The sequence below is a fragment of the Streptomyces sp. SS7 genome (assembly GCF_037993025.1).
Taxonomy (GTDB): Bacteria; Actinomycetota; Actinomycetes; order Streptomycetales; family Streptomycetaceae; genus Streptomyces.
Window position 1 is genome coordinate 8,457,901 of the sequence record NZ_CP141223.1, and the last position, 14,037, is coordinate 8,471,937.

12 protein-coding genes are annotated in these 14,037 nt (G+C 71.9%); 1 reads left to right on the top strand and 11 read right to left on the bottom strand.

Features of this window, described 5'->3' with window-relative positions:
• Window positions 1-81: 81 nt before the first annotated feature.
• The 9 genes from U5640_RS38895 to U5640_RS38935 form a co-directional block, all read right to left on the bottom strand.
• Window positions 82-1,197, bottom strand: coding sequence for a TolB-like translocation protein (locus U5640_RS38895; RefSeq protein ID WP_340383891.1), 1,116 nt, complete (start codon window positions 1,195-1,197; stop codon window positions 82-84).
• On the bottom strand, window positions 1,194-2,480 hold the full coding sequence (locus tag U5640_RS38900; protein ID WP_340383893.1) for an MFS transporter: 1,287 nt from the start codon (window positions 2,478-2,480) through the stop codon (window positions 1,194-1,196). Before U5640_RS38900 ends, U5640_RS38895 begins: the two co-directional genes overlap by 4 nt.
• A 5-nt stretch (window positions 2,481-2,485) precedes the next feature.
• Window positions 2,486-3,376 (bottom strand): alkaline phosphatase family protein, encoded by an 891-nt coding sequence (locus U5640_RS38905; RefSeq protein ID WP_340383895.1) that lies wholly within the window; start codon window positions 3,374-3,376, stop codon window positions 2,486-2,488.
• A gap of 298 nt (window positions 3,377-3,674) precedes the next feature.
• On the bottom strand, window positions 3,675-4,001 hold the full coding sequence (locus U5640_RS38910; protein ID WP_340383897.1) for an antibiotic biosynthesis monooxygenase: 327 nt from the start codon (window positions 3,999-4,001) through the stop codon (window positions 3,675-3,677).
• A 286-nt stretch (window positions 4,002-4,287) separates the two neighbouring features.
• On the bottom strand, window positions 4,288-4,632 hold the full coding sequence (locus U5640_RS38915; protein ID WP_340385595.1) for a S26 family signal peptidase: 345 nt from the start codon (window positions 4,630-4,632) through the stop codon (window positions 4,288-4,290).
• 55 nt (window positions 4,633-4,687) lie between these two features.
• Window positions 4,688-6,553, bottom strand: coding sequence for an ABC transporter ATP-binding protein (locus U5640_RS38920; RefSeq protein ID WP_340383899.1), 1,866 nt, complete (start codon window positions 6,551-6,553; stop codon window positions 4,688-4,690).
• On the bottom strand, window positions 6,519-7,061 hold the full coding sequence (locus U5640_RS38925; protein ID WP_340383901.1) for a TlpA disulfide reductase family protein: 543 nt from the start codon (window positions 7,059-7,061) through the stop codon (window positions 6,519-6,521). The genes U5640_RS38920 and U5640_RS38925 overlap by 35 nt, the downstream gene beginning before the upstream one ends.
• Before the next feature lie 15 nt (window positions 7,062-7,076).
• Window positions 7,077-7,601: a MauE/DoxX family redox-associated membrane protein gene (locus tag U5640_RS38930; RefSeq protein WP_340383903.1), complete on the bottom strand. Its 525-nt coding sequence runs from the start codon at window positions 7,599-7,601 to the stop codon at window positions 7,077-7,079.
• 70 nt (window positions 7,602-7,671) lie between these two features.
• Entirely contained in the window at window positions 7,672-7,875 is a 204-nt protein-coding gene (locus U5640_RS38935) for a hypothetical protein (RefSeq protein WP_340383905.1), read from the bottom strand.
• Between the two features lie 100 nt (window positions 7,876-7,975).
• On the opposite strand from U5640_RS38935, the gene U5640_RS38940 reads away from it, so the two are divergent.
• Window positions 7,976-11,950 (top strand): helix-turn-helix domain-containing protein, encoded by a 3,975-nt coding sequence (locus U5640_RS38940; RefSeq protein WP_340383907.1) that lies wholly within the window; start codon window positions 7,976-7,978, stop codon window positions 11,948-11,950.
• 195 nt (window positions 11,951-12,145) lie between these two features.
• Here U5640_RS38940 and U5640_RS38945 read toward each other — a convergent pair whose 3' ends face one another.
• Complete coding sequence (locus U5640_RS38945; RefSeq protein WP_340383909.1) at window positions 12,146-13,051, bottom strand: hypothetical protein; 906 nt, start codon at window positions 13,049-13,051, stop codon at window positions 12,146-12,148.
• A 276-nt stretch (window positions 13,052-13,327) separates the two neighbouring features.
• Window positions 13,328-13,981: a DUF6629 family protein gene (locus tag U5640_RS38950; RefSeq protein WP_340383911.1), complete on the bottom strand. Its 654-nt coding sequence runs from the start codon at window positions 13,979-13,981 to the stop codon at window positions 13,328-13,330.
• Window positions 13,982-14,037 lie beyond the last annotated feature (56 nt).

Genomic DNA, 14,037 nt, shown 5'->3' on the forward strand with positions numbered 1-14,037 from the left:
CCCGGGCACAGGGGAAAACGCCCGTTCCGGCCCTCCGGTTCCATCAGGCTCATGCCACGACCGCGTCTCCTTCCGGCCCGGTCACCCCAGGTAGGCCGGGGCGACGGCGGAGTCCATCAGCCGGCGGGCCGTCCCGCCGCCGTCGGCGGGCACGGTCCACAGATCGGAGCCGTAGTCGCCGGGGAGGGCGTAGACGAGCGTGTGGTCGTCGGCCCACAGCGCCTGGTCGTCGATGGTGCGGCTCTCGGCCGTCGGGCTCTCCTTCATGGTCCGCAGATCGAGCACGTACAGTCGCCAGGGCGCGTCGGGCGAGGCCCCCTTCACCCGCTTCTTGTACGCGATCCGGGTCCCGTCGGGCGACAGCGAAGGGCATTCGACGTTCCCGTGCACGGTGGTGAGGGTGCGGTCCGTGACGTCACCCCGGACGAGATAGGTCTTCCCGCCCGTCGCCAGGGTGGCGTAGAAGCGGCGGTCGTCGGCGAAGGTGACACCCCAGATGTTGGTGTCGGCCGCGTGGTGGGCGTGCCCGTCCTTGACGACGCGGAAGGTCTCCAGATTGTCGTCGACCGTCCAGGTGCGGGTGTCGACGATCGTCGTGCGGGTGGAGAAGTCCGTACCGGCGTACGAGTCCCCGCTCACGAAGACCGTCCAGGCGACCAGGTGCCCCGAGGGGGAGACCCGGGCTCGCGTCGGGATGCCCGGCACCGCGAAGTGGCGCAGCTCGTGCAGGCGCGCGTCGAGCACCACCGCCCGGTAGGTGTCCCGCAGCGCCCCGTGCACGGCCTGGAGGCAGATGCCGGTGCCCGCCGCCGCGTGGAAGCGCAGGCACTTGACGCCCGACACGGTGCGCGGCCCCGTCGGATCGTCGGCGGGCACGCCGGCGATCTCGTCGCGGTGCGGCCCCCAGGCCAGGTTGCGCACCAGCAGCCGGCGGCCGGAGGTGGGCCGCAGGGAGACACTGCCGGTCCGCACGGCCGGACCGTCGGCCTGCTGCTCGTCCCGCAGGCCCGACCGGTGCGCCGCGTACAGCACCGCCCCGGTCCCGACGCTCCCCAGCAGCAGGACGGCCACCAGCAGGATCACCAGCCGTCGGCCGATACCGGTCAGGCCGGTCTGAGGCGTGTCGGTATGGGGCGTGCCGGTTTGGGGTGTGCCGGATTGGGGCGGGTCGGTCCGGGGCGTGCCGGTGCCGGTCATGCGGACACCGCCTCGTCCGGTGCGCGGACGGCGGAGGGGCGCAGGACGTACCCGGCGGCCAGCGCGCTGAGGGCCAGGGCACAGGCCGTGGCCGCGAGTGCGGTCCGCCCGCCCCACAGGCTCCAGGCCGCGCCGAAGGCCAGCGAGCAGGTGAACCGGGCCAGCGCCTGACCGGTGCCGACCAGGGCCTGCCCTGCGCCCTGGTGCCGGTCCGGGACGGCACCGGCGGTGGCGGCGGCGAGGACCCCGTCGGTGGCGGCGTAGAAGGTGCCGTGCAGGACGAGGACCGCCGGCACGGCCGGGACGCCGTGCCACGGGGAGAGCACCAGGCCGTACCCGAGCAGCAGGGCCCCGTGCCCGGCGAGGAAGAGCCGGCGGCGGCCAATCCGGTCGGCGAGCGCCCCGAGCGGGACGGCGAGCAGCAGGAAGACGGCGGCGGTGCCCAGCGGCAGCAGTGGGAACAGATCGGCGGGCAGCCGTCCCTCGCGCTGGAGCAGCAGATAGAGGAAGGAGTCGCTGACCGTGGTCAGGCCGAGCAGCGCCGCGCACACGGTCAGCCGCCGCAGGGCGGGGCGGCGCAGCAGCGCGAACGCCTCCCGCAGCGTCGGCCGGGCCGTCTCGGGCGGCCGTACGGCCCCCGCGGGAGTGATGCGGGCGGGTACGAACAGGACCAGCACCAGCACTGCGAGCACGGCCACGCAGCCGCTCACGGCGAAGACCGCGTCGTAGCCGTCGACGGTGGCCCGCAGCACGGCGAAGGCGACGAGGGGGCCGAGCAGTGCGCCGGTGGTGTCCATGGCCCGGTGCACCCCGAAGGCGCGCCCCCGGCGCTCGGGCTCGGTGGCCAGCGAGATCATCGCGTCCCGGGGCGCGGTGCGCAGCCCCTTGCCGGTGCGGTCGGCCGCGAGCACGCCGCTGATCACCGGCAGGGTGTGGGCGAACAGCAGCAGCGGCTTGCACAGCGCCGACAGACCGTAGCCGAGGCCCGCGACCACCTTGTGCCGACGGCCCCCTCGGTCGGCGAGATGGCCGCCCGCCAGCCGTACGAGCGCCCCGACGCCGTTGTTGATGCCGTCGAGGAGTCCGAAGCCGAGCGGCGACAGACCGAGGCCCGCGACGACGTACAGCGGCAGGACGGCGGTGACCATCTCGGAGGAGACGTCCGTGATCAGGCTGACCGCGCCCAGGGCCAGCACGGTGGAGGGCACGGCGGCCGGCCGCCGCCCGGGACGGATGTCCTGGGCGACGGCCGGCGCGGTGCCGCGGGAGTCCGCGAGGTACACCGGCGTCAGTTCCAGATGCCGGTGATGTCGGAGGCAGAGGCGGCGTTGCCCGCGTGCGCGGACAGGCCCGCCAGGTCCTCGATCGTGCGCAGCACGTTGTAGTGGTTGTAGGTGGTGGCGCTGGAGCTGCCGGCCGTGACGTGCTCCCCGTAGAACAAGGTGGGGATGCGGTTGCCGGAGAGCTTGTTGTCCTCGTCGAAGGTCACGGCGAGGACGCTGTTGTGGGTCTTGGCCCAGGTGGCGTAGGCGCCCAGGTTGTTCTGGATCCAGGTGTCACCGGTGGAGACCGAGCAGTCGTGCATGTCGCTGCACAGGTTCGGCACGACGAAGGAGACCTTCGGCAGGGTCGTGTAGTCGGTCGGGAACTGCGCGAAGGTCTTCGCGGTGCTGGTCGGCACGTTGGAGAACCCGAACCAGGGGTTGTGCTTCTGTGCGTACTTGCCGCTGCTGCAGGTCGTCGAACCCTGGCTCGGCAGCGACTCGTTGTAGCTCGCCCAGGTCTTGCCCGCGGCGATCAGCTCGGAGGCCAGGTTGGGGGCGGAGATCGAACCGACGGAGACACAACTGTCGTCGGTGCGGCCCTGGTTGGAGCCCGAGAAGAGCATGTAGTAGTTGGGCTCGCTGGGGTGGGTCAGACCGTAGGACTGGGTGAGGTTCGCCCCGCCCGCCTTGATCGTGTTGTTGAGGTAGGGGGCGCTGGAGCTGCCGATGACCTGCGAGTAGGCGTGGTTCTCCAGCACCACGACCACCACGTGGTCAGGGGTGGGGAGCCCCGCGGCCCGGGCGGTGGTGGCCGTGGTGGCCCAGACACCGACCGAGGCGGCGGTGAGGGCGACGGCGCCGGCGAGTGCGGCGAGGGGGCGTCGGTTGCGCTGAGAAGCCTTGACGGCGGCCATGACTGTCCTCCGGGACAGAAGCGACGGACGTTCGGGGAGCGGCGCCGCACACCCTAGGAGCCCCGGGCCTGCCCCGCGTGAAGGCCAGGCGAACGGCGGACACCGGCAGGCAAAGGTCGGGTCAGTCACAGGTAATGCACAGCAAAATCAAGGGGCTGAGCCACGCCCGCGAAGGAGTGCCCGACCCCTTCAGCCTACGCTCCGGGATCCCGGCGGCCCGGCGCCCGCACGAGGGGGCCGCACGCGGTGGGTCCGGTGGGCGGACGGCGGCATCCCGCCCGCCCACCGGCGCGACCGGCTACGCGTCCTTCGGGCCCGCCTGCTGTACCACCTCGAAGGACCACAGGGTCGCGGCCGAGGCGGCGGGCCTGGCCTGCTCGCCCTCGGCGCCGCCCCGGTGCGCGGACTTCATCGGACCCTCCATCCACGCCTGGAACGACTCCTCGTCCCGCCAGCGCGTGTAGACGAGGTAGGTGTCGGTGCCCTCGACCGGGCGGAGCAGCTCGAACCACTCGAACCCGTCGGAGTTCTCCACGGCGTGCGCCCGCGCCGCGAACCGCTTCTCGAGGGTCTCCCGCTGCTCGGCCGGGACCGTCAGTACGTTGATTTTTACTACGCTGGGCACTTGACACCTCTCGTCGAACGGGGCCTCGACCGGACCCCTGACCTTGACCATGTGCGCGCAGTGTCCTACATCCCACAGTCAAGGAAGCGTGAGGACGACCCCGCGTCGCTCCCCTAAGCGCAGCGGCCCACGTGCGAGGCGCTGATCACCGCGAGTCCTTTCCAGCCTCGCACGCCCTGCGCCACACCTCCACCGTCGGCCGGTCCGGCGTCGTCGAGGGCAGCTTCGCGGGGCGGGTCAACGCCCGAGACGCATCGACGACGTCGCCGCCTGCGACGCTCAAGGGTCAGCCGAGCTGCCGTACCACCCGCCCTACAACCCGGTCGGCGGGGACGCAGCCGAAGTGCCGTGAGTCATGGCTCTTGTCCGGGTTGTCGCCCAGGAGGACCACCATGCCGTCAGGGACAGTGCCCTCGGCACCCAGGGCGGCAGGGACGGCAGTACCGCCGACAGCCGCGATTCGCTTGATGATCAGCTGCTCGGAGTCGGGAGCGGAAACCACGACGATGTCTCCGATGGAGAGAGAGTGGGGAGGGACTCGTCGAGCGATGACCTCAGAGCCGGGGGCGAGAGTCGGTTCCATGCTCCAGCCGATGACCTTCACCCGGGACACGTGGCGCCGGAGGCGCATTACAGGCCACAGGAGACCCAGGAGACCCAGACTCGTCACCGCGATCCACCACACGCTAGACGACCTCCTCAGCCGGTCCCTGGTAGCCCATGGCCTGCAGGGAGAACAGGCGCGCGTAACTCCCGCCCCGTTTCATCAGTTCCCCGTGTGTGCCCCGCTCGACGATCCGGCCGTCCTCGAGGGTCACCAGGAACTCGGCTTCACGGACTGAACCGAGGCGATGCGAGATCAACAGGCTTGTGCGCCCCCGCCGATGGTGCCGCAGGCCTCGGTGGATCGCGTGCTCCGCCTCGGCGTCGAGTCCCGAGCTCGGCTCGTCCAGGATCAGGAGATCACAGTCGTCGCGAAGGTAGGCGCGAGCCAGTGAAAGCCGTTGCCACTGACCACCGGAGAGTGTTACGCCATGGTCCCTCGGCCCCTCGGCCTCGTCCGCGTCGAAGAAACTACGGGACAGCAGTGTCCCGTAGCCGCGCGGCAGTTCGGAGACGAAGGCGTGCGCGCCCGCCTTGTGCGCGGCGGAGGCGATCTCCTCGGGGCGGGTCAGTAGTGAGAGGTTGCCCAGGCCGATGTTCTCTGCGGCGCTGAGCTCGTACTGCATGTAGTCCTGGAACACCGCTCCGATCCGCCGCCGGAGCTCGACCGGGTCCACCGAGCGGAGATCGACACCGTCCCAGAGAATCTGGCCGCGATCGGGGTCGTACATCCGGCACAAGAGCTTGATCAGCGTGCTCTTCCCCGCACCGTTCTTGCCGACCACGCCGACCGACGCACCGGCCGGGATGGTCAGGTCGACACCGCGCAGGACCCAGGGGTGGTCGGGGGAGTAGCGGAACCAGACGTCGCGGAACTCGATTCCCCTGCGCAGGTCGGGCATGGGCAGGGGGTCGGCCGGGACCGGAAGGTCGGGTTCGGCGGTCACGATGTCGAGGTAGTGCTGGAAGAGCAGCAGTTGCTGGTGCGTGAGGGCGGTGTCGCGGGCGATGGACGTCATCGCGCTCTGCACGCTCGTGACCGCCGCGACCAGCAGGGCCACGTCGCCTGCGGTGATCCGACCGGCCGCCGCTGCGAAGGCCGACCACAACAGGGCGGCGCCGGTGATGACAGCGGTCACCGCGCTGGCCCCCGTCTGCAGGAGGAGCTCGTGGCGGTCGAGCACCGACTGCTCGCGATTGGAGGCCCTGCGTTCGTCGGCCATGCGGGTGCGAAGAAAGGCGCCCGTTCCGAACAGGCGTATCTCCTTGGCCGCCTGAACGTCGGTCAGTAGTTCGCGGTAGAAGATCTCACGCCGCTGGGTGGGACCGATACGCCAGAACACGCCCGCGCGACGCCTGGCAAGCCACATCTCAGCCATCACCGTCGACACCCCCGAGGCCAGGACCAGGACGGGCATCCAAGCCGACAGCACGAGCATCGAACCGAGGAAACCCAGGGCGGTCATGGCCGAGCCGACGACGGACATACTCCCCGAGACCACGGCTCCGGGCGTGGAACTTCCGGCCTGGAGGGCAAGCCGCAGCCGGTCCAGGAACTGGGGCTCCTCGAAGCGTGCCATGCCGACGAAGTGTTCGGTCGCAGCGAAGAGACGGTCCTGGGCCAACAGGCCGACCTGACGCTCGGTCTCCCGGTGGGCGAACAGGATCCAACGGGGGATCAGAGCGGTCATCAGGCCCATGCAAGCGAGTCCGAGGCCGAGCCCCAGAAGCGCTCTGGTGCCGACGGCACCACTGACCAGGCCGTCGAGAAAGATCTTGGTGAGCCAGGCGGTCACGAGGGGGACACCCGCGAAGGCCAGCGTCAGTGCGACGGCCACGGCGGTCAGCGCACGGCTCGCCTGCCAGCTCAGCCGCAGGGCATGCAGGATTCTACGCATCTCCGGCCGACCCGCTTCAGACGTTGACCGGCTTGCCGGTGATGTGCTCAAGCAGGACACCGGAGGCCTGCACGACGGCCTGGTCGTCGAGAACACCGAAGGCAGGGTATCCGCGGACCCCCAACGCTGAGCCAACCGCGCCGTCCTTGCCCTCGAGTACGACACGCGCCACCGGCTCCAGCATCGCGATCTTGTCACGGAGCGCATCGGGATCTCCCACGAGTACGGCGACCACGTGTCCGGGGCCACCCTGGAACCCGGCGGCGTACTCTGCGAACAGCGGGAGCCGCTCCTCGCACTCGGGACACCCTTGGGCGAACGCTCCGACCAGGGTGGGGGCCCCGCGGAGCAGGGCGTCGGAAAGCATCGCTCCGTCGGTGGCGGTCGCCCGGAAGGCGCCTACCCGCTCGCCGGCGGCGTGCATCACCGGCGGACCGGCCGACCGTGCAGCCGTCTTGGCGGTGTCCTCACGGAGCCGTCGGATGAGCCCGAGCGACAGCACGAGGTTGAACAGCGACAGCACGCCGAGCAGGACGAGGAAGGTGATGACGTAGGGCATGGTCTTCTCTTTCTGCTAGGTCCGGACCCGGAACAGGTCGGCGAGTTCGTCCGTGAGGTAGGCGAGAGTGGCAGCTACCGCGCCCACCGCGACGGCGGTGAGGGAGCCGGGCCAGGCCGGGGTGGCGCCCGTCGAGTCGGGATGGGCGATGATTCCGGCCAGCGCACCGGCTGCCAGTAGGCAATTCCGTGCGACGGTGAATCCACTGACCGGGGTGGTGGACGTGCCGAAGCACCCGCAGGAGACTCCGCGGCGGCGCCGTAACGCCACGACCAGGGCGACGGTGAAGCAGAGCAGCAACAGCATGGCCCCGGCCAGCCCGTACACCGCGCTCCTCGCCGTGACGACCAGCGATACGACGGATGTCTCCGCGACGCACACCACGACCGCAGCCGTCCGCGCCGGAAGACGCGGAGCCAGTCCACGCACGGAGTCCGTGAACTCGGACCAGCCGTTCTCGCGGAGAAGTCTCGTGGTCAGAGAGACAGCGAAAATCGTCCCGATGAGAACCCGGGAGGCGATGCATACGTAGGCCATCATGGCGGCTCCTCGTGGTGGCCCAGGGTGTGCCACCCCCACGAAAGGGGGTGGCACACCCTGGGCCGGTCGGTCAGCAGTTGCCGGAGCCGCAGGCGCTGTAGCGGATGAAGCTGTCGCCGTTGTCGCACACGACGTGGTAGGCGCGCCGCCACCACCAGAACGGGCACCCCCCGTCACACCAGCTGGAGTCGTCCCGGCAGGCGGCGGCAGCCGTCGCACGGGGCGCGAGGAGCGCAACCAGCTTGTCGCCGGCCGCAGATATCGCAGTGCGCATGATGTTTCCCTTCCGTGGGCTGTTTGCGTGCTTCTGCGCGAGGCGGACAGCCGTCCGCGCCGCGGCCTCCAGGGGAGTGCTGTGCCCCATGTGCAGGGCGATGAGTTCCGCTCACTGCCCCGCCTGTCGTGGGGCGACCCCGGGGACGAGTCGAGTTCAGCGGCCGGCGCATTGTTCGGCAGGGCTGTTCCGGCGGCCGAACAATGGCCGGGCGCGATCTTTGCCGGGCAATGAGGTGTGCGTAGGTTGGCCGTCCGGGCTGATAGGGGAGCAGCTGAGGGGGAGCGGCGTGGCGGGACGTCGTGAAGTGCCGGTGGATCCGGGGGCGGGTCCGGTGCAGCGGTTCGCGTACGAGTTGCGCAAGCTGCGTGCCGAGGCGGGCGGCTTGACCTACCGGGTGCTGGCCCAGCGGGCGGGGTATGCGGTGACGACGCTGTCCCAGGCAGCCGCAGGAGAGCAGTTGCCGACGCTGCCGGTGGTGCTGGCCTACGCGCAGGCGTGCGGGGGCGACCGAGCGGAGTGGGAGGCGCGTTGGAGGCGGGCGGTGGACGAGGCCGCTGCCTCGGGTCCGGGGGTGGACGAGGAGAGCGGGACGCCGCCGTATCGGGGGTTGGCACGGTTCGAGCTCGGCGACAGCGGCCGGTTCTTCGGCCGCGACAAGCTCACCGCCGAACTGTTCGACGTGCTGCGCAAGCACCGGTGTGCCGCAGTGTTCGGGGCGTCCGGCAGTGGCAAGTCCTCCCTGCTGCGCGCCGGACTCATCCCCGCCCTGCAGCACACCCAGGACCTCGCACTGCGGCCCGCCGCGATTCGGATCCTGACCCCGGGCCGGCACCCGGCACGCACCCACGCCCAGGTGCTGGACACCGGCCCCGGCACGGAGAGCGCCCAGACCGACGTGTTCGTGATCGTCGATCAGTTCGAGGAAGTCTTCACCCTCTGCCATGATCCCGCCGAACGCGCCGACTTCATCGACCTGCTCCTGACCGCCCGACGACCGGAGAGCCGACTGCGGGTACTCCTGGCTGTGCGCGCCGACTTCTACGGCCGCTGCGCCGAACACCGCGGCTTGGCCGACACGCTGCGTGACGCCAACGTGCTGGTCGGCCCGATGAGTCCGGCGGAACTGCGCCAGGCCATCGTCAAACCGGCCGTAGCCGAAGGCTTGACCGTGGAACGCGCCCTGACCGCTCGCCTGGTCGACGAGGTTGCGGACGCGCCCGGTGGGCTGCCGCTGCTGTCGCACGTGCTGTGGGAGACCTGGCGCCGCCGCCGCGGCAAAACCATGACCTTGACCGGTTACGAGGCGGCCGGAGGCCTGGAAGGCGCGGTCGCCAAGACCGCCGAGGACGTCTACGGTCGGTTCACCACAGCCCAGGCTGCTGCGGCCCGCCGTCTGCTGCTGCGCCTGGTCACCCCCGGCGACGGCACCCCCGACACCCGAAGACCGACCCAGCACGCGGAGCTGCGGGACATCGGCGGAGAAGAAACCGCAGGCGTTCTGGAATCCCTCGCCCGCGCACGGCTGCTCACCCTGGACGACGACACCGTCGAGCTGGCCCACGAGGCGCTGCTGACCGCCTGGCCCCGGCTCCGCCGTTGGATCGACGCCGAGCGGGAACGTCTGCGCGACCACCGCAAACTCGCCGAAGCCGCCCGGACATGGGAAGACCTGGGCCGTGATGCGGGGGCTCTGTACCGCGGCGCCCGCCTCGCCACCGCCCGGGAACACTTCGGCTCCGCGCCGGCTGCCGACCTCACCAGGCTGGAACACGCATTCCTCACCGCCAGCCTCACCGCACGCGAACAGGAAGAACAGGCCACCGCCCGCACCAACCGCCGTCTGCGTGCCCTCACCACGTCCCTGTCCGTCCTGCTGGTCCTGGCCGTCACCGCAGGGCTCCTCGCCTGGCAGCAGAGCCGGCTCAGCGACCAGCAGAAGCGCAACGCCGACAGGGCCCGGCAGGTGGCCCTCTCCCGTCAGCTCGCCGCGCAATCCTCCGCTCTCCTCGGCACCAACTCCGACCTGGCCGCGCTGCTGGCCGTCCAGGCCTACCGGACCAGTGCGACCTCCCAGGCGACAGAGAGCCTCTATGCGGCCGCGGCCGTGCCTCTCGAGCACAGGCTGACCGGCCAGCGCGGCGTTGTCTCCTCGGTGGCCTTCAGTCCCGACGGGCGCACCCTCGCCACCGGCAGCACCAGCGGCGACCAGCTGTGGCTGTGGGACACGCGCACCGGGCGCCTGAGCAGAACCTTCAACGGGCAGGGCGAGGCTGCGGCGTTGGTGGCGTTCAGTCCCGACGGGCAGAACCTGACCACCGCCGGCAACTTCGGACACTCGGTGGACCTGTGGAACGTGACCACCGGACACACGCGCATCAACGCGCTGGCGTCTCCGGAAGCCGCCGGCCGGGAGGATCAGTGGCCAGCCACGGAGGCGTTCACCAGGGACGGGCGCATCCTGGCGGTGGGGCGCGAGGACGGCACGCTGCGACTGTGGGACACGCGCACCGGCCGTGTCCGAAGGACGCTGGCCGAAGGCGCCCGGGCCGCGGACGGTGAAGCCACCGCAGGGGTGACCTCGATCGCCTTCAGCGCAGACGGACGCACTCTCGCATCCGGCAGCGAGGACCGCACCGTGCGGCTGTGGGACACCGGCACAGGCCGCCTCCGAACACGCCTGGCCGGCGACCCGGTCACGGTGGCCTCGCTGGCGCTCACCCCGGACGGGCGCATCCTGGCAGTGGGGGGTGAGGACGGCACGCTGCGACTGTGGGACACGCGCACCGGCCGTGTCCGAGAGACGCTGGCCGAAGGCGCCCGGGCCGCGGACGGTGAAGCCACCGCAGGGGTGACCTCGATCGCCTTCAGCCCGGACGGACGCACTCTCGCATCCGGCAGCGAGGACCGCACCGTGCGGCTGTGGGACACCGGCACAGGCCGCCTCCGAAGAAGCCTGGCAGGCCACGCCCACATCGTGGGCTCCTTGGCGTTCAGCCCGGACGGGCGCACCCTGGCATCCGGTGACGACGACGGCAGCGTGCGGCTCTGGGACATGACACCCGGCGCGTCCGAGTCCGTTCTCGCCGATCCCCGCATGCAGACGGACTTGATGGTCTTCAGCCCGGACGGCAGCACCCTGGCCACCGCGAACCATGGGGGCCGTACCGTGCACGTGTGGGACGTAGCCGCACGCCGCCTGCGCGCGAGCGTTGCCGTACCCACCTCGGAAGCAGGCTCGATGGTCTTCAGCCCGGACGCCGGCGCTCTGGCCACCGCGAGCATCTACGGACTCGGGGCGTATCTGTGGGACACGCGCACCGGCAGCCTCCGCGTGCGCTTGGACGTGGGCGCCGCCCCGCCGGTCAACTCGGTCGCGTTCAGCCCCGATGGGCGCACCCTGGCCACCGCCACCACCGCCATCGGAGTGCAACTGTGGAACGCCGCCACCGGCGGTCTTCGACGGAACCTGGAAGACGACACCGCCACAGTCACCTCAGTGGCGTTCAGCGCGGACGGGCGCATGCTGGCCACCGGCAGCGAAGACGGCACGGTGCGGCTTTGGGATCCGGGCACCCACCGCCGTCTCAAAATCCTGCCCGGGAACTCCAGCGCAGTGACCACGTTGAGATTCAGTCCCGACGGCCGCACTCTGGCCACCGGTGGCGTCAAGGACCGCACCGTACAGCTGTGGGACACCGCCAGCGGCACCAGCCGCGCGAGCCTTGCCGGGTACAGCGGCGAGGCGGGATCCGTGGCGTTCACCCCGGACAGTCGCGTTCTGGCCATCGGCGCCCCGGACGGCACGGTGCGTCTGTGGGACACCGCCACCGGCAGCGCACTGGCCACGCTCACCGGGCACACGAATACCGTGCTCGCGCTGGTCTTCGGCTCAGACGGCCACACCCTGCTCACCGCCGGCGCCGACCGGACCGTACGCCGGTGGAACATCGCTGTGCCTCCCCCCGACACAGCGATCAGCAGGATCTGCCGCGCCATTGGTCGCGACCTCACCTCGCGGGAACACTCGGTGTACCTGCCCGACCAGTCACCCCACCCCACCTGCCTGCATTGATCCCGGGCTCGGCAGGCCCGGCAACCCGCCGCCGACGTGTCCTGGCCCTTGGGCCAGCCACTCCAGGGCAGGCGGGGCCCAGTCGGGACTCGGCCACCGGCCGCGGCCGACGAGCCCGGCCCGGTCCATCGCCACGCGGGCGCCGGCAATCAGGTCGGACGGCCGGACGGCATCGGTTGACGCCGTCGGTGCCCCCTACTCGGGGCCGTCCCCTGGAGCCGGTTCCAGCCGTTCCGTCTCCCGGGCGGTCCGCCGGGCCTCCCGCTCCGCACGGGCCAGCGCGTCGCCGGCCGCGCGGGACCGCTCCTCGGCCTGCCGCTCCTCCTCGGCCGCCGACCGGAGCGTCTCCCGGGCCCGCCGCAGCGCCTCTTCCGCGTCCTCCGCCTGCCGCCGGGCCCGCCCGTGGTGCTCCCGTGCCCTGCGTACGACCGCCTCGGCGGCGGTGTGCTCCGCGTGCCGCTCGTCCCGTTCCCGTGCGGCGGTGTCGGCCGCCGCTCGGGCCCGGGAGAGGCGTTCCCGGCGCCGCCGGGCGAGGTCGTCCGTACGGGGAGGGGACGGCGGACCGCGCCGCACCGCGCGCGCCGGTGCGGCTCCCGCCGGAAAGCCCGACGGCGGGACGAGGGCGTTGTCCAGGCGGCCCGTGGCCCACCGGTCCGCCGCTTCGGGGTCGGCGAGAACGGCCTGCAAGGTGGCGGTGACCTCGGTCAGCACGGCGGCCGACAGCCGCTGCCCGGCGTCGAGCGCGAGGTCGGCCGTCCGGCGGGTCAGCGCGGCGACGATCCTGCGACGCTGGTCGGACAACTCCCTCACCGCGGCCGGATCCAGGTCCCGATGGGCCCTGCGCAGTGCCTCCCCCAGCTCCAGGAACCGTTGGCTCTCCTCCGGCCGTGACCGCAGCAGCAGATTCGCGGCCCAGGCGGCCAGGGTGGGCCGACGGGCCCCGTGGATCCGGCGGGCGTCCTCCGCCCGGCCCGCCGTCCTGGCGGCCATCGCCAGCTCCTCACGGCGCGCCACGAAACCGGACGGCGGAGTGGTGTACAGGCCGTCGAGCGCCGCCTCCACGTCCTCCGTCCCGTCCCCGCGCCCGCGCTCACGCACCATGCCGTCCAGCCTCCACCGCGCTACGCGCCCGCGCACGCCGGGACCGGGTCGGTGCGTCGCCGGGTGCGTGCGGGTTCAGGCGGTTCGGGGGAGTGGTGTCCCGGTGGGTGAGGGTCGGGTGTGTGCTCGGTCGTGCAGCAGGGTCCAGCACACGGCCGCCAGGGCGCACGAGGTAGGAGACGGACTCCCGCCGCCACAGCGGCAAGGTATGCCTGGGCCGCCGCGCTCAGCGGGACGCGGGTCAGTGCGCCGGCGCCGTCGGGTGCGCGCGGCGGCTCAGGCGGTTCGGTGGAGTGGTGTGCGAGTGGGTGGGGGTCGGGTGCGTGCCCAGTCGAGCAGCAGCACCGAGCACACGGCCGCCAGCGCACACCAGGTCGAGACGAACTCCAGCCGCCACAGCGCCCAGCACACCGACGCCCCGACGGCGACGAGCACGCCGAGCAGGGTCAGCCGGCGGTCGCCGGACAGCAGCAGCGAGCCCACGGTGGCCAGCAGGTAACCCGCGACGAGGACCGGTGGCTGAGGGAGGCCGAACGTGTAGCCGACGGTCCGGCCGTGGATCTCGGCCGTCACCGGGCCGGTGGCCAGCCCGTACGCGAGGGCCGCGGCGGTCGCGGCTCCCACCGCGAGCGGCACGGCCAGCCTGCGACGGGCGGCCGGCGCGCCCGGGCCCGTGGCAGCGCACCACACCCCGGCGGGCACCCACACCGCCAGCAGCGGCAGAGCGATGACGCCCCAGACGACGGTGGCGGCCCCGCCGCCCCCGCCCCGGTGCCAGACGACCGCCTCGACGATCTGATGCGCCCCGAGCAGCAGCGGCAGCGCGGCGAGCGGCAGATCCCGTCGCGCGCGCACCCGCGCCACCGCGGCCACCCCGACGGCCGTGACACCGGCGCCCGCCACGAGATCGGCCGTCGCACTCCAGCACATCAGGCCACCATAGGGTTGGACTTCGGGGTCCGTCCTCCAGGCCATGCGCCGCCGTG